Origin of the sequence: Pseudomonas yamanorum, from assembly GCF_013386765.1 — a bacterium.
Taxonomy (GTDB): domain Bacteria; phylum Pseudomonadota; class Gammaproteobacteria; order Pseudomonadales; family Pseudomonadaceae; genus Aquipseudomonas; species Aquipseudomonas yamanorum_A.
The window spans coordinates 24,179-39,768 of record NZ_JACARE010000014.1 but is presented as its reverse complement, the minus strand read 5'-3'; the positions used below and the strand labels follow the sequence as shown (position 1 = coordinate 39,768).

15 protein-coding genes and 2 pseudogenes are annotated in these 15,590 nt (G+C 59.7%); 11 read left to right on the top strand and 6 right to left on the bottom strand.

Translation table 11 applies throughout. The features are described 5' to 3' along the window. Positions 1-31: 31 nt before the first annotated feature. The 4 genes from HX875_RS08530 to HX875_RS08515 all read left to right on the top strand — a co-directional run bounded on the left by HX875_RS08530 (position 32) and on the right by HX875_RS08515 (position 3,476). Positions 32-286, top strand: a complete 255-nt coding sequence (locus HX875_RS08530) for a helix-turn-helix domain-containing protein (protein WP_177042850.1) — start codon at positions 32-34, stop codon at positions 284-286. Then, entirely contained in the window at positions 279-1,487 is a 1,209-nt protein-coding gene (locus HX875_RS08525; protein ID WP_177042849.1) for a type II toxin-antitoxin system HipA family toxin, read from the top strand. The genes HX875_RS08530 and HX875_RS08525 overlap by 8 nt, the downstream gene beginning before the upstream one ends. Positions 1,488-1,520: 33 nt before the next feature. After that, positions 1,521-2,126, top strand: coding sequence for a pyridoxamine 5'-phosphate oxidase family protein (locus HX875_RS08520; RefSeq protein ID WP_063027754.1), 606 nt, complete (start codon positions 1,521-1,523; stop codon positions 2,124-2,126). Between the two features lie 165 nt (positions 2,127-2,291). Then, positions 2,292-3,476, top strand: coding sequence for a hypothetical protein (locus tag HX875_RS08515; RefSeq protein ID WP_177042848.1), 1,185 nt, complete (start codon positions 2,292-2,294; stop codon positions 3,474-3,476). Between the two features lie 47 nt (positions 3,477-3,523). Here the strand turns inward: HX875_RS08515 and HX875_RS08510 are convergent, their stop codons facing one another. Further along, positions 3,524-4,006 carry a GyrI-like domain-containing protein gene (locus HX875_RS08510; protein ID WP_177042847.1) on the bottom strand — a complete coding sequence of 161 codons (483 nt, stop codon included), beginning with the start codon at positions 4,004-4,006 and terminating at the stop codon, positions 3,524-3,526. A 196-nt stretch (positions 4,007-4,202) separates the two neighbouring features. Here HX875_RS08510 and alaC point away from each other — a divergent pair, with 196 nt between their 5' ends. Further along, complete coding sequence (alaC, locus tag HX875_RS08505) at positions 4,203-5,429, top strand: alanine transaminase (protein WP_177042846.1); 1,227 nt, start codon at positions 4,203-4,205, stop codon at positions 5,427-5,429. A 125-nt stretch (positions 5,430-5,554) separates the two neighbouring features. On the opposite strand, the gene HX875_RS08500 is transcribed toward alaC, so the two are convergent. Next, the gene (locus tag HX875_RS08500; protein WP_177042845.1) at positions 5,555-6,910 is read right to left on the bottom strand and encodes a GntP family permease; all 1,356 of its coding nucleotides are present in this window, start codon (positions 6,908-6,910) and stop codon (positions 5,555-5,557) included. Positions 6,911-6,994: 84 nt separating this feature from the next. Then, a complete protein-coding gene (locus HX875_RS08495) occupies positions 6,995-7,528 on the bottom strand; it encodes a gluconokinase (protein WP_177042844.1) in 534 nt (177 codons plus the stop codon). A gap of 212 nt (positions 7,529-7,740) precedes the next feature. Between HX875_RS08495 and HX875_RS08490 the strand changes: the two genes are divergently transcribed. The 6 genes from HX875_RS08490 (at position 7,741) to HX875_RS08465 (ending at position 12,969) form a co-directional block, all read left to right on the top strand. Further along, on the top strand, positions 7,741-8,772 hold the full coding sequence (locus HX875_RS08490; protein WP_177043103.1) for a LacI family DNA-binding transcriptional regulator: 1,032 nt from the start codon (positions 7,741-7,743) through the stop codon (positions 8,770-8,772). Between the two features lie 341 nt (positions 8,773-9,113). Continuing rightward, entirely contained in the window at positions 9,114-9,350 is a 237-nt protein-coding gene (locus tag HX875_RS08485; protein ID WP_177042843.1) for a DUF6124 family protein, read from the top strand. A gap of 176 nt (positions 9,351-9,526) precedes the next feature. After that, a complete protein-coding gene (locus HX875_RS08480) occupies positions 9,527-10,159 on the top strand; it encodes a glutathione S-transferase family protein (RefSeq protein ID WP_177042842.1) in 633 nt (210 codons plus the stop codon). Positions 10,160-10,168: 9 nt separating this feature from the next. Further along, entirely contained in the window at positions 10,169-10,906 is a 738-nt protein-coding gene (locus tag HX875_RS08475; protein WP_177042841.1) for an NAD-dependent epimerase/dehydratase family protein, read from the top strand. Positions 10,907-10,917: 11 nt separating this feature from the next. Next, a complete protein-coding gene (locus HX875_RS08470; protein WP_177042840.1) occupies positions 10,918-12,327 on the top strand; it encodes an MFS transporter in 1,410 nt (469 codons plus the stop codon). A gap of 135 nt (positions 12,328-12,462) precedes the next feature. Next, entirely contained in the window at positions 12,463-12,969 is a 507-nt protein-coding gene (locus tag HX875_RS08465) for a hypothetical protein (protein ID WP_177042839.1), read from the top strand. 209 nt (positions 12,970-13,178) lie between these two features. Here HX875_RS08465 and HX875_RS33115 read toward each other — a convergent pair. The 3 genes and pseudogenes from HX875_RS33115 to HX875_RS08455 form a co-directional block, all read right to left on the bottom strand. Continuing rightward, a pseudogene (locus HX875_RS33115) lies at positions 13,179-13,598 on the bottom strand (methyl-accepting chemotaxis protein); the annotation flags it as partial. 171 nt (positions 13,599-13,769) lie between these two features. Then, positions 13,770-14,393, bottom strand: a pseudogene (locus tag HX875_RS33110) (PAS domain-containing protein); the annotation flags it as partial. A gap of 272 nt (positions 14,394-14,665) precedes the next feature. Continuing rightward, on the bottom strand, positions 14,666-15,535 hold the full coding sequence (locus HX875_RS08455) for a LysR family transcriptional regulator (RefSeq protein WP_177042837.1): 870 nt from the start codon (positions 15,533-15,535) through the stop codon (positions 14,666-14,668). Positions 15,536-15,590 lie beyond the last annotated feature (55 nt).

Genomic DNA, 15,590 nt, shown 5'->3' with positions numbered 1-15,590 from the left:
CTTATTAATGCATATGTAATGGTTACGAGACATGGACCCTTCTGTCATCATCAAAAGAATCGGCAGCCAATTGCGCACGATGCGGCTCAATCGAGGCTATAAACAAGCGGAATTGGCCCGTTTAGCGGGCGTCACTCGGCAAAAACTGATTGAAATCGAGCAGGGCAGCCCGACGGTCTCCATGCACGCCTACGCTCGAGTGATTGCCGCCTTGGGCAGTGAAGTAAAGCTGCTACCTGCCACCATGCCGACACTGGAAGAAGTGGAGGACTTGTTTAATGAATAGCCCGAAGCTTCAAGTTCATACCCCTCAGGGTGCCAGCGGCAGCGTATTCACCAGTGCTGGCGACTATCTTTTCCGCTACGGCGATAACGCGCCGCCTCATAGCGCACTCAGCCTGGTAATGCCCGTTCGCGCGGATGAATACCGCCGACGAGAGTTGCACCCGATCTTCCAGATGAACCTGCCAGAAGGCTTCGTGCTGGAACAGCTTCGCAATCGCCTCGCCAAGACAGTCAGGGTAGACCCTATGCTACTGCTGGCATTGTCCGGTAGCAGTGCGCCTATCGGCCGGGTCTTCGTTTCCTCGGACCAAGTCAATGAGTTGATTCAGCGCAACGGCGCTCCGTCGACGGGAGAAAACCTCGACGAAATTCTCGCCTGGGACGGGGCGGAAGATCTTTTTGCCGACTTGGTGGACCGATACATCCTGCGAGCAGGGATTTCTGGCGTGCAGCCCAAGGTACTGGTGCCCGAAAAGCCACAAACATCGGAGCAGAAATTCACCTCGAAAACTCATGATCTGATTATCAAAAGCGGACGCGACGAGTTTCCGGGATTGGCCATTAACGAATACTTGTGCATGTCCATTGCCAGAGACGCAGGCATACCCGTGCCGCCGTTCTACCTGTCTCAGAATCATAAGCTCTTCATCATGCGGCGCTTTGATCGGGATGAGCACCTCAACCCTCTGGGCTTTGAAGACATGACCACCCTGATGGGCCTGTCTGCCGAGCAGAAATACAGCAAGAGCTACAACATGATTGCCAAGGCCGTGCGTCTTTACTGTGCGATCGAGCATGAACGCAGCTCTCTCGACCAGTTGTTCGACAGCGTGGCCTTGAGCTGCATCGTGGGCAACGGCGACGCCCACCTGAAGAATTTCGGCCTGCTGTATAGCAACCCAATCAACAGCGATGCCAGGCTTGCACCGGCTTACGACATCGCAAATACCACCGCCTACATCCCCGAGGATGCGCTCGCCTTGGACCTTGCCGGCAACAAGTCATTTTTTGCCTCACGCCTGGGCATCCTTGAGTTCGCCAGAACCTGTGAGGTGGAAAAACCCGAGGAGCGAATTCGGGCACTGCTCCAAACTCTTGAAGTTGTTCTCAAGCGCGAAGACGATTATTGCCGCCAGGCCCCTAACGTTGTGCAGGCCATACGACAATCAGCGCAAGGCTATCACCGCAGCTTCGGTGGCTGAACACATCCCCTGACCGATCGATAAGGAGTCCCAATGCTGACCACGCTGGAACAACTCGAATCCCTCTACGGCCTCCCCCACGAGCGGGCCGTGCGCAAGGAAATCCCGTTTCTCAACGAGGATTACCAGGCCATGGTCCGCGCCTCTCCCCTGGTGGTGGTCAGTTCGTCCGGCCCGGACGGCATTGATGGCTCGCCCCGTGGCGATGTGCCTGGGTTTGTACGAATCATCGATGAGCGCACGTTGGCCATTCCGGATCGGCCGGGGAATAACCGCCTCGACACCTTGCGTAACCTGGTGGTGGACCCGCGTATTGCGTTGCTGTTCATCATCCCGGGAATTGGCGAGACCTTGCGGGTCAACGGTCGCGCGCAGATTTCCATCGAGCCCGAGTTACTGGAGAGCTTTGCGGTGAATGGCAAAGCGGCCCGCTCGGTGATTCTGGTGCAGGTGGAGGCGGCGTATTTCCATTGCTCCAAAGCGTTTGTGCGCTCCGATTGCTGGAACCCGGAAAAGCATCTGGATCGCTCGGCACTGCCCAGCGCCGGGGCGTTTCACAAGCGCTTGAATGACGGGGCATTTGACGCCGAAGCCTATGACCGGGAAATGCCGGAGCGGGTCAAGGCCACACTGTATTGAGAGGAGGCTGCGAACGCCTCGCCGGCCCCTTGTGTGCGCCCTACCTGTTATTTCTAACAGCTATCCGCCCTGCGGTTTGTGGTGTGTACTGCTGCTCCGACGTTGTCGCTTCGTGATGTTGAAGGAGCAGGTGTGGATAACTTGCCACTCACAAGGAGCTCCATCATGACCAACGCCCTAAACATTGCCGGCAGTTTGGATACCAGCTTTGGCACAGACCACAACGGTATCGTTCGCTTGGAACCACTCGCCGGATTCACCCGTCTGCTCGACGACCAAACCCTGATCACGGCAGGAATCAAGCACAGCACACAAACCGAATACGCTTTCGAAGCGGTAAAACACGACGTCGACGGGTATTTCGAGAAAGAACTCGCGACCACTTCTCTTCGGGGAAACGGCCTGTTCGCTGCAATGACTGTGCAAGCCGATGGCAAATACCTGGTGCTATGGGGACTACACAGCGCCTCTCATTATGATGCTTACGTCACCCGGTTCACTCGAGAAGGCATGCCGGACCTGGACTTCGCCCCATCCCTTAACGGCACGGTTCCACTTTTCCAGACCATCGTAGACGACCTGATACAAAAATGGGGTCTGAAGGTTCGTGAAAGTGACGGGGAAGTCTTTGTGGCATTCAGGACCTCCCAATACGACAGTCATATTTTCAAAATCGCCGGCGATGCATCAAAGCGCTCATTACCAAATAGAGAATGGCGTGTTTATGTTCCCGGCACAGCATTGCATGACCTGGCATTTCGCAAGGACGGCCGCCTTCTGGTGGTCGGTACCCATAAGGACAAAGCCATTATCAGTTGCTACGACGATACTGGGAAACTCGACCCCCTGTTTGGCACCGCCGGCCATGTTGAGCTGAACTCTGCAGATGCCGACAACCCGTTATGTATCTTCAGTATCGTGGTCGACGATCAGGATCGAATCACCGTCGCCGGGTCAAACGCCAAACTGCGGCAAACCCAAAATTTCGTGGCCGGTTTCACCGCCAATGGACAACCGGACCATACGTTCAATCAAGGCGCAGTGCTGCATAGCGACGTGGAAGACGGCTCCTATGTCTGCCACGTGGTCCAGAGCGACGGAAAAGTCGTGGTATTGGCTCGGGAACAAGCAACGGGGTTCACCACCAAACTGGTGAGGTACACCCGCGATGCACGCAAGGATCAAAGCTTTGGGAATGCAGGTGTGGCGCTGGCCTACACAAGGAGCAGCGGCCCGGGGAGGGCTTTTGTAGACACCGTAGAGTTGCAGCACCCTGGCGAAAAATTCCTGGTGTCCGGCCCCAACGAGAACTACTACACCTATATCACGCGTCTGCTCAACGACACCTGAGTCACGGCCACCGGGTGGGAGGCGCTCCCACCCGGTGTTTCAAGCCATCAGGACTCAGCTTCGATCGGAATCCAAATTTCTACTGAGCCCGTGCCCTTATCCACATCGAAGTCGGCGCTGTAGCGCTCAAAATCAGCCCCGACCACCTTGTACCCTGAACCCGGCAGCCACTCGAACATGATACGTTCATAGGTCTGCGCCAGCGCCTGCACCGGGCCGTAGTGCGGGAACACGGCATAACGATGGGCGGGTATTTCAATCGACTGGAAGTTGCTCGGCACATCGCCCTTGGTCGGGACTTCAACACCGGCCAGGTAGTCGAATTCATCGTGCCTGGCGTTGTAGCACACGCCGTAAGTCACGCCGCCCACGCGCTTCTTGATCTCTCTGAAGCAGCTGTCAAACAACTCCCATAACTTGGGAATATCGCCAATCGTGGCTTTCGAGTAACGCCCTTGCACACCCGCGATCACCAGGGCCTTGCCCTCTTCCATGCGCGGCTGTAACGGCAGTTTTGTCTGTTGATCCATCTGAACAGTCTCCTTCTTATGAGGGAACAAACCCGCGTAGAGTATAGGGGCATATCCCGGCCGTACTCCAAGCAGAAATTTTTACAGCCGCATCTGGACAATTGGCCATCATCGACCGTATTGTCTGCCCCGCAGGCCACCGCAGTGGCCGACGTCGCTCGGACGGTTCCGGGCGCTTACGTATTTCGAGGCAACAATGGCCGAACCAAGTTCGCCGCGCCGCTTTGCGCGCATAGATCGACTCCCCCCTTACGTTTTCAATATCACTGCCGAGCTGAAGATGGCTGCGCGTCGGCGCGGCGAAGACATCATCGACTTGAGCATGGGTAACCCCGACGGCGCCACTCCACCGCACATCGTGGAAAAAATGGTCACCGTCGCCCAGCGTGAAGACACCCACGGTTACTCCACCTCCAAAGGCATTCCGCGGCTGCGCCGGGCGATTTCCCGCTGGTACAAAGACCGCTACGAAGTGGACATCGACCCGGAAACCGAAGCCATCGTGACCATCGGTTCCAAGGAAGGCCTGGCGCACTTGATGCTGGCCACCCTGGACCAGGGCGACACGGTGCTGGTGCCCAACCCCAGCTACCCGATTCACATCTACGGTGCCGTGATTGCCGGTGCCCAGGTGCGTTCGGTGCCGCTGATTCCCGGCGTGGATTTCTTCGCTGAACTGGAACGCGCTATCCGTGGCTCGATTCCCAAGCCGAAGATGATGATCCTCGGTTTCCCGTCCAACCCCACCGCGCAGTGCGTGGAGCTGGACTTCTTCGAACGAGTGATCGCCCTGGCCAAGCAGTACGACGTGCTGGTGGTGCATGACCTGGCCTACGCCGACATCGTCTACGACGGCTGGAAAGCCCCTTCGATCATGCAAGTGCCGGGCGCCAAGGACATTGCGGTGGAGTTTTTCACCCTGTCCAAGAGCTACAACATGGCCGGCTGGCGCATTGGTTTCATGGTGGGCAACCCGGAACTGGTCAACGCCCTGGCGCGGATCAAGAGTTACCACGACTACGGCACCTTCACCCCGCTGCAAGTGGCGGCGATTGCCGCGCTGGAAGGCGATCAGCAGTGCGTGAAAGACATTGCCGAGCAGTACCGCCAGCGGCGTAACGTACTGGTCAAAGGCCTGCATGAGTTGGGCTGGATGGTCGAGAACCCGAAGGCATCGATGTACGTCTGGGCGAAGATCCCCGAGGCGTATGCCGCGATGGGGTCGCTGGAGTTTGCCAAGAAGTTGCTGCTTGAGGCGAAGGTGTGTGTGTCGCCGGGGATTGGCTTTGGTGAATATGGCGACGACCATGTGCGATTTGCGCTGATCGAAAACCAGGACCGGATTCGCCAGGCAGTGCGGGGCATCCGGGCGATGTTCCGGGCGGATGGGCTGGTTAAAAAGCTGACGCCTGACCCAATCTAACGGTAGAAACCCAATCTATGTAGGAGCTGGCTTGCCTGCGATGCAGGCACCTCGGTATATCAGCCATACCGAGGTGATGCTATCGCAGGCAAGCCAGCTCCCACATTTGTTTTGCGGTGTGCCTGTTAGACCACCAACGACAGCAACATGATAAAGCCCAACGCCACCACCGACAGGATGGTCTCCATCGCCGTCCAGGTCTTGAACGTCTCGGCCACGGTCATGTTGAAGTACTGCTTCACCAGCCAGAACCCCGCATCGTTGACGTGAGACAGCACCAACGAGCCCGCCCCCGTCGCCAATACGAGCAACTCGCGGTTCACGCCAGGAATCATCCCCACCACCGGCACCACAATGCCGGCGCCGGTAATGGTCGCCACGGTCGCGGAGCCAGTGGCCACACGAATCACCGCCGCTACCAGCCAGGCCAGCAGGATCGGGTTGATCTGCGCGGTCACCGCCATATGGCCGATCACATCACCCACGCCGCTGGTCACCAGCATCTGCTTGAAACCACCACCGGCACCGATGATCAGGATGATCGCCGCAGTCGGCGCCAGGCTGGCGTCGAGCAGCTTGAGGATTTGCTTGGAACCGATGCCCTGGCGATGGCCAAAGGTGTACAGCGACAGCAGCAAGGCCAGCAGCAAGGCGGTGATCGGGTGACCGATCATGTCCATCCAGTTGCGGATCACGTGGCCGTCCGGCAGGGCGACGTCGGCAAAGGTTTTCAGCAGCATCAGGAACACCGGCAGCAGCACGGTGATCAGGGTGATGCTGAAGCTCGGCAGGGTCTTGGACTCCGGCTGCTCACTGGCCAGTTGGTCCACCAGCTCCTGGGACGGGTTGCCCGGGATGTACTTGGCGATAAACGAACCGTAGAGCGGGCCGGCGATGATGGCTGTAGGCAGCGCGACAATCAGGCCGTAGAGAATGGTCTTGCCGATGTCGGCACCGAACACGCCGATCGCCAGCAACGGGCCCGGGTGCGGTGGCACCAGGCCGTGCACCGCCGACAGGCCGGCCAGCAGCGGGATGCCGATCTTGATCAGCGACACGCCGGTGCGGCGCGCCACGATAAACACCAGCGGGATCAGCAGTACAAAACCGATCTCGAAGAACAGCGGAATGCCCACCAGGAACGCGGCGAACATCATGGCCCACTGCACCTTCTCCTTGCCGAAGGCCCGCACCAGGGTTTGGGCGATCTGATCGGCACCGCCGGAATCGGCCATCATCTTGCCAAGCATCGTACCCAGCGCGAGGATAATCCCGACAAAGCCGAGCACCCCGCCAAAGCCGTCCTGGAAGGCCTTGATGATCTTGTCCACGGGCATGCCCGAGGTCAGGCCGAGGAAGCCTGCGGCGATGATCAGCGCCAGGAACGGGTGGACTTTGAACCGGGTGATCAACACGATCAGGCCGATAATGGTGACCACTGCATCGAGTAGCAGGTAGGTATCGTGGGACAAGCCAAACATGGGGGTCTCTCCTGTTTGTTGTTGTTATTAAAGCGGGTAAACAATTCAGTGCAGGCGGACAGCGCTATCTTGTCCGGCAAAAAATTATTGGGTTGGTTCAAAGCCGTGTTCGAGCCACCAGGCATTGGTTTGCTCGGCCAGCTCTTCGACGCTGTCTACGCTGGCGTTGAGGGCCAGAGTCAATGGCTCGCCCACCGGCGATTCAAGGGTGGCGAACTGGCTGTCTATGAGGCTTGCCGGCATGAAATGGCCGGGGCGATGGGACACACGGTCGGCGGCGACTTCGCGGGTCAGCTCCAGAAACACAAACCCCAGGCCCGGCGCGGCTTCGCGCAGGTGGTCGCGGTATTTCTTCTTCAGGGCCGAACAGGTGAGCACCGGATGCTCGCCGGCTTTGAGCGAGCGGCGCAGTTCATCGCACAGGATGTCGAGCCAGCCGGCGCGGTCGTCGTCGTTAAGGGGATGGCCGGCACTCATCTTCTCGATGTTCGCGGCGGGGTGAAAGCTGTCGCCTTCGATGGCAGTGGCGCCGTTCAGCAGGCACAAGGCCTCGCTAACGCTGGACTTGCCACAGCCGGAAACACCCATGATCACGAGGGCAGTAACAGGTTGACTCATGAAACACCTCAAGACGCAGATAGCGCTACCTTTGCACGCTGTAAGGCTAGTGCAAAAACAGGCTTTTCCCGCGCCGTCTTGTCATTTTTATGGAGTGACGCGTGCATCTGCTCCAAAGGTTTGAACGGGAACAGGCATCCCGACGTTCAAGAATTTGCAGGGTCTTGGAGACAGCGCTACCTTAGTGCCTCGATTTTTGTTTGGCAAGCCGCCTGATGACTCCCAAGAACGATAAAAATACCCGCACCACGGGCCGCCCTACCCTCAATGAAGTCGCGCGCCTGGCCGGCGTAAGCCCGATTACCGCCTCCCGGGCCTTGCGCGGCATCAGCACCGTGGCCACCGAACTGGTGGAAAAAGTGCAAAAAGCTGCCGCCGAACTGAGCTACGTGGTCAACCCGGCCGCCCGTGCCCTGGCGTCGGCCCAGAGCCAGTCGGTGGTGGTGCTGGTGCCGTCGCTGTCCAACCTTTTGTTTATCGAAACCCTGGAAGCCATCCACCAGGTGCTGCGGCCCAAGGGCTTCGAAGTGCTGATCGGCAACACCCATTATTCCCGCGATGAAGAAGAAGACCTGCTGCGCAACTACATGGCCTATCAGCCACGGGGTTTGCTGCTGACCGGGTTTGACCGTACGGAAAGTGCCCGGCGCATGGTGGAATCGAGCAATGTGCCGTGTGTGTACATGATGGATCTGGACCCGAATGCCGGCCTGAACTGCGTAGGCTTTTCGCAGTTGAACGCGGGGGAAACGGCGGCGGCGCATCTTATCTCACGGGGTCGCAAGCGCCTGGCCTACATCGGTGCGCAACTGGACCAGCGCACGTTATTGCGCGGTGAAGGCTTTCGTCGGGCGTTGCAACAGGCGGGGTTGTACGACCCGGCACTGGAAGTACTGACGCCACGGCCGTCGTCGCTGGGCCTGGGCGGCGAGTTGTTCCTGCAACTGCTGGCCAGCCATCCGGACGTGGACGCGATCTTCTTTGGTAACGACGACCTGGCTCAGGGCGCGTTACTGGAAGCGCTGCGTCATGGCATCAAGATACCGGAGCAGATCTCGGTGTTGGGCTTCAACGACCTGCCGTCGTCCTCGTTCATGGTGCCGCGTTTAAGCAGCATCAGTACGCCCCGCGAAGCCATTGGCCGGCGTGCGGCGGAGCATTTGTTGACGGTGATGGCGGGCAACAAGATCGCCCGGCCGGTGGTGGACATGGGGTTTGAGCTGAAGGTGCGCGAGAGCACCTAGGCGGTAGCTGTAGGAAGTGACTGATGTTGATGGCAGCGCCTTGTCCCATTGCCTACAGGTACGTCAGAATCCGCCGGCTTGTGCGCCTGGGTAGGGCTCTCTAAGGTTGCCCGGTCGCTGAATTTCTCAGTGATCGGGTTTAGTAGCCTGAGCAGCCCCATACAAATGTGCATGAGCGTCATCTGTCGGACTTACCTGTCTGTGCTTGATGGTGGCTGTGCGCAGGGCGCCCTCGTGGCGCGCCGGGTTTTGTGTGGGGTTACCGGTCTACTAACTTGCGTGCAGCCGCCACCCTTTCGTTTAGTAGCGATCAGGTGGTGGCCCAGTTAGAGATCCCGCATATGTTCAAAGCAACTCCGAATCCTCCTTCCTTATTCACCGTCAGCACCGACGTCAGCAGCGAAAGCCTGATCGTCAACAGCTATGAGACGTTTTCCTCGGTCAGCACGTTATTGCTCGACCTGTCTGATGAACTCACCGGCAAAGACCGCGACACGGCATTGGCCATTCACCAGTTGAGTGAATTGGGTGTATTGCTGATGGGCAAGCTGATGGACCAGGAATCACCGCGCTGCTAAGGGCCCGGACGCGGTCAATGTGGGAGCTGGCTTGCCTGCGATGCAGGCACCTCGGTGTATCAGCCATACCGAGGTGATGCTATCGCAGGCAAGCCAGCTCCCACATTTTTAATCGTCGTCGCTCCATACCCCTGCTAAATTGCCCCCTGCCTTCTCACCCTCGTCAGGAAAGCACCATGGGCCATTCGCTGAAAATCCTGGGTCGCACTTCTTCCATCAACGTGCGAAAAGTCCTGTGGACCTGCCAGGAACTGGATATCCCCTACGACCGCGAAGACTGGGGCATCGGCTTCACCCCCACCCAATCCCCCGAATTCCTGGCCCTGAACCCCAACGCCCAAGTCCCGGTACTGATCGATGCCAACGGCGTACTGTGGGAATCCAACACCATCTGCCGCTACCTCGCAGGCCTGCACCAACGCCACGACCTGCTGCCCGCCGAACCCGCCGCCCGGGCCAGGGTCGAGCAGTGGATGGACTGGCAAGCCACCGAACTCAACCCGTCCTGGGGCTACGCCTTCCACGCCCTGGTACGCAAAAACCCGGACTACCAGGACCCGCAGCGCATCAAAGCCGGCGTAAAAGGCTGGAACGACAAGATGGGCCTGCTGGAACAGCAACTCATCAAGACCGGCGCCTACGTGGCCGGTAAAGATTTCACCCTGGCCGATATCCTGATCGGCCTGTCGGTACACCGCTGGCGGATGACACCCATGGAGCATTCGTCCTACCCTGCTGTCAGCACTTACTACGAACGCCTCAGCCAACGCCCCGGCTTCCAGACCTTCGCCCTTGATGGTCACAACTAAGGATAAAAAATGAAAGGACTCAACGTACTGCTCACCGGCGCCTGCGGTCGCATCGGCAAGACATTTTTCGAAGCCTCGAAAGACCGCTACCGCTTCACCCTCACCGACCGCATCGAACCAGACTTTGCCCTGGGCGAACACCGCTTCGTACACGCCGACCTGAGCGACAAAACCACCCTCGCCGCCCTGCTCGACGGCATTGACGTGATCGTGCACCTGTCCGGCATCCCCCACGCCAGCGCCACCTTCGACGAGTTGCTGCCCAACAACATCCTGGCCACCACCTACCTGTTCGAAGCCGCCGTGGCCGCCGGGGTAAAACGCCTGGTGTTCGCCAGCAGCGCGCAAACCATCGAAGGCTACCCGGTAGACCGGCAAATCACCCCCGGCATGCCCGTACTGCCCGCCAACCTGTACGGCGTGAGCAAATGCTACGGCGAAGCCCTGTGCGGTTATTACGCCGCCAAGACCCCGCTCTCCACCATCGCCCTGCGCATTGGCGCATTTGAATTCCCCGAAACCCACGACCTTAACAACGCCCGCGACCTCAGCGCCTGGCTCAGCCCGCGGGACGCCGTGCAGTTGCTGCAACGCTCGGTGGAAACCGTCGGGGTGAAACACCTGATCGCCCACGGCATTTCCAATAACCGCTTCAAACGCCTGGACCTCAGCGAAACCACCCGTGTGCTGGGTTACCAACCGGTGGATGATGCGTTCCAGGAATTCGAGATCCCGATCACTTACTGAGTTTTCTGCCCATGTCTTCCCCTTCTACCGCAGACGGCATCGACCCGATCCGCGCCGCCCACATCAGCGCGCGCATCGACCGGCTGCCCGCCGTCGCCACTGTGTGGCGCCTGGTGGCGCTGCTGTCGATTGGCGGTTTTTTCGAGCTGTACGACCTGTTCCAGACCGCCTACATCAGCCCCGGTTTGATCAGCGACGGGATTTTCCACACCGGCAGCCAAGGCGTATTCGGCTTCTCCGACCAGGCGGCCTTTGCCTCGGCGACCTTCCTCGGCCTGTTCCTCGGCGCCAGCCTGCTCAGCCCGATTGCCGACCGCTACGGGCGCCGGGCGATCTTCACCTTTGCGTTGATCTGGTACACCGTCGCCACCGTGTTGATGGGCATCCAGACCTCCGCCTTGGGGATTATCTGCATGCGCTTCCTGGTGGGCATCGGCCTGGGCATCGAGCTGGTGACCATCGACGCCTATCTTTCGGAACTGGTGCCCAAGCGCATGCGCAGTTCGGCGTTTGCCTTTGCGTTTTTCATCCAGTTCCTGTCGGTGCCGGCGGTGGCGCTGATGTCGTGGTGGCTGGTGCCCCAGGCGCCGTTCGGGGTTTCCGGCTGGCGCTGGGTAGTGCTGAGCAGTGCGGTGTTTGCGCTGTTTATCTGGCAACTGCGCAAGCGCCTGCCGGAATCACCGCGCTGGCTCGCGCAAAAAGGTCGTTTCGACGAAGCCGGGCAGATCATGGACAACCTGGAGGCACGCTGCCAGAAGGACCACGGCAAGCCACTGGATGAACCGGAACCGCAAGCCGTCAGCGTGCAGGGCCAAGGGCGCTTCGCCGATATCTGGCAACCGCCGTACCGGCGCCGGGCGTTGATGCTGATTGTGTTCCATGTGTTCCAGGCCATCGGCTTTTTCGGCTTCGGCAATTGGTTGCCGGCGCTGCTGTCGGGCCAGGGTGTGAGCGTGACTCACAGTCTGGGCTACGCCTTCATCATCACCCTCGCCTACCCGCTGGGGCCGCTGCTGTTTGTGAAGGTGGCCAACCGGTTTGAAAACAAATGGCAGATCGTCGGCTCGGCGCTTGGCGCGGTGATCTTCGGCAGTTTGTTCGCGCTGCAAACCACCGCCGTGGGGCTGGTGTTCTGCGGGGTGATGATCACCTTCTGCAACGCCTGGCTGAGCTTCAGTTATCACTCCTACCAGAGCGAACTGTTCCCCACCAACATCCGCGCCCGAGCCGTGGGGTTCTGCTATTCCTTCAGCCGGTTGTCGACGGTGTTCAGCAGCCTGTTGATCGGGGTGATCCTCGAGCACCTCGGCACGCCGGGCGTATTGGCATTTATCGCCAGCAGCATGTTGATCGTGATGATCACCATCAGTTGGTTCGGCCCGCGCACCCGCAACCTGGCGCTGGAGAACATTGCCCACTAGCGGCAAACAATGGCCGTCGGCACGCCAAGCCTTGCCGACGGTAGCGGCCAAAAGCCCCGTAAACACGGGGCCATATCATTGGGCACGCTAATTGCTCCACCTGTGGCACCGCTCACATCCACAGGTGTCCTGATCATGCTGATCAACAACAATCCCCAGGCTCAGTCGACGATCCAACGCATCAAACGCGCCGACATGGACCCGGCCAACGCCGCGGCCAGCGCGCTGTACAGCGGCGCCGCGCAAAACGTCCAGGGTGCCACCGGCGTGTCCACCACCCAGGCCGCCGCCGACGCCACTGCAGACAACATCAATGCGGCCTTCGCCAAGACCCGCGTGCAGTTGCAGGCCACCACTGCCACCACGTCGACCACCGATGTGCCCAAGACCGACTCCACCTCGTCGGCCCGCAGTGACTTCACCGACTACATGAAGAAAAGCCCGGCCGAGCGCATCCGCGAGCAACTGCTCAAGGAACAGGGTTTGACCGAAGATGATGTTAAGAACATGCCGCAGGACAAGCAGGACGCGATTTCCAAGGAAGTGGCAGAGCGCGTGAAAGAGCAGCAGGCGCAGCAGGTAGCGGCGAAGACGGCTGACCCGCAGGCGCAGAACGTGAAAGCGACCCTGGCTGCGATCTAAGCCCTGACCATATAAGCCCTGTGGCTGGGGCGCTTGCTGTGGCTAGGGAGCTTGCTGTGGCTGGGGAGCTGCTGTGGCGAGGGAGCTTGCTCCCGCTGGAGTGCGCAGCGCTCCCAAGATTTTGGGGCCGCTTCGCAGCCCAGCGGGAGCAAGCTCCCTCGCCACAACAAGCTCCCTAGCCACAGGTATGTGTCAGGCATGAATGCTGGTTACTGCAGTTGAAGTGTCGAATTGAACTGACTGATCGCATCCACCACATGCCGTGACCCTTCCTGAATCTCCAGGATCACCTGCCCCGCCTCATTCGCCAGTTCCACCCCAAGCCCCGTACGGCTCAAGCTCGACTGCATGCTCGACACCGCGCTGATCGACAGGTCGTGGTTCTTGCGCACCACGTCCACAATCTCGATCGTCGCCTGGCTGGTGCGCGCCGCCAGACTGCGCACCTCGTCCGCCACCACCGCAAACCCTCGCCCATGCTCACCCGCCCTGGCCGCTTCGATTGCGGCGTTCAGCGCCAGCAGGTTGGTCTGGTCGGCGATGCCACGGATCGTCTGGACGATGCTGCCGATGATGTCCGACTGCTTGCTGACCGCGTCGATGCTCACGGCGGCTTCGTTCAGGTCGCGGGAAATTTCTTCGATGATCTGTACGGTCTGCTGCACCACTTCCGAACCCTTGCGAGCGCAGGCGTCGTTCTGCACCGAGGTGGCGTGGGCCGAGTCGGCAGCCGTGCGCAGGGTGGTGACCTGGTCGGTGATGTCACTGGCGAACTTCACCACTTTGTACAGGCGCCCGTTGGTATCGAAGATCGGGTTGTAGGAAGCTTCCAAAAACAGCGTCTGACCGTATTTGTTTTTGCGCTCGAAACGATGGGAGTGGTACTCGCCGCGATTGAGGGAAGCCCAAAACGCCTTGTAGGTCGGCGACTCGGTTTCCTGGCGATGGCAGAACATGCTGTGGTGCTGGCCGACGATTTCGCCGAGGGAATAGCCCACCGTCTTCAGGAAGTTATCGTTTGCATTCAGGATCTGGCCCTGTGGCGTGAATTCGATCACCGCCATTGAGCGGCCGATGGCGTCGATCAGGCTCTGGTTTTCATGCTCGCGGTGAATCCGTGCGGAGATGTCCGAGGCGACCTTGATCACGCTCTGCACCTGGTTGTCGGCACCGAGCACCGGCATGTAGCTGGCTTCCAGCCACACTTCCTGGCCATGCTTGTTCAAGCGCATGAAGGTGCCGCTGAGGGGCTCGCCACGGCCCAGGTCGCGCCAGAGCTTGGCGTAGGCGTCGGTGTGGGTGTAGGCCTCTTCGCAGAAAATCCGGTGATGCTTGCCGCGAATTTCCTCGGCGCTGTAGCCCATGGTCTTGCAGAAGTTTTCATTGGCATCCAGCACGATGCCGTCGCGATCAAACTCGATCATTGCCATGGAACGGCTGATGGCGGCTAATTTGGCTTTGGCTTCGGTAAGGGCACAGGAGAAGCGTTCGATTTCCAGCAGGTCGGATTTGTGTTGGCGGTTGAACATGTCAGATCACCCTTTATTATCCCGACGCCCACGCGGGCGCATTCCATTCACGGTTTGAATCTTGATCGCAGACCTTTATGGGGAAACCTATCCGAAACGCTTTATATGCCGAGCGTCATCAACGGTTCTGGGTGAGCATAGACAGGCGTTGGCGCTATGCAAGGCCACTAGTCAGCCAGCATTTGCAACAAAGCATTTACCACTGCGGAAGGCGGCTGGTGGCGTGATGTCACCAACGCAAACTCGCGGTGCACCGGCTCCGCCAGCGGCATGATGCGCAAGCCGTGACGCTGGGCAGGCAGGGTCATCTCGGGTACCAGTGTCACGCCGACACCTTCGCGCACCAGGCTGAAGGCGCTGTTCCATTCCCGCACCTCCACCCGCACCTCACGCAACACCAGGCCGGCTTCCTGGGCCAGGCTGCGGGCGTTGACGGTGCAGCCGCCGGTGGCGAGCACGAACGGTTGCTCCACCAGCTCTTCCAGGGTGACCGTGGCCTGGGCCGGGCGCCGGGAAAACACATGGGCCATCGGCAGCACGGCCACCCAGTTATCGCGCCCCAGCACCGCCGCACTGCGCTCCGACGGTGGGTTGAGCACCACGCCCAGGTCGATCAGGTTCGCGTCGAGCAAGGTGTTCACTTCATCGTCCGTGACTTCCAGGGCCGTGACCTCGATGCCCGGGTAAAGCTGGTTGAACCGGCGCAGCAGCGGCGGCAGAAACACCGCCAGCACCATGGGGAAACTCGCGATGCGAATCGTCCCACGCAGCATCGGCCGCGCTTCATCCACCGTGGTGCGAATCGCCTGCAAGGCCCCCAGCATCACCCGCGCCTGCTCGATCACTTGCAAGCCCAAGGCGGTGGGGACGGTCTGGCGCGCCTCGCGGGTGAACAACTGCGCCCCGAGATTGGCTTCGATAGCGGCCATCGCCTGGCTGGCAGCGGACTGGGTCATGCCCACCCGTTCAGAGGCGGCGGTGATACTGCCGTTGTCCGCCACCGCCACCAGCAGGCGCCAGTGCATCAGGTTCATCATGACAGTAGCTGTCCTTATGGCAGGATTCTGAAAGATTAATTTTACGCAAGGTGCC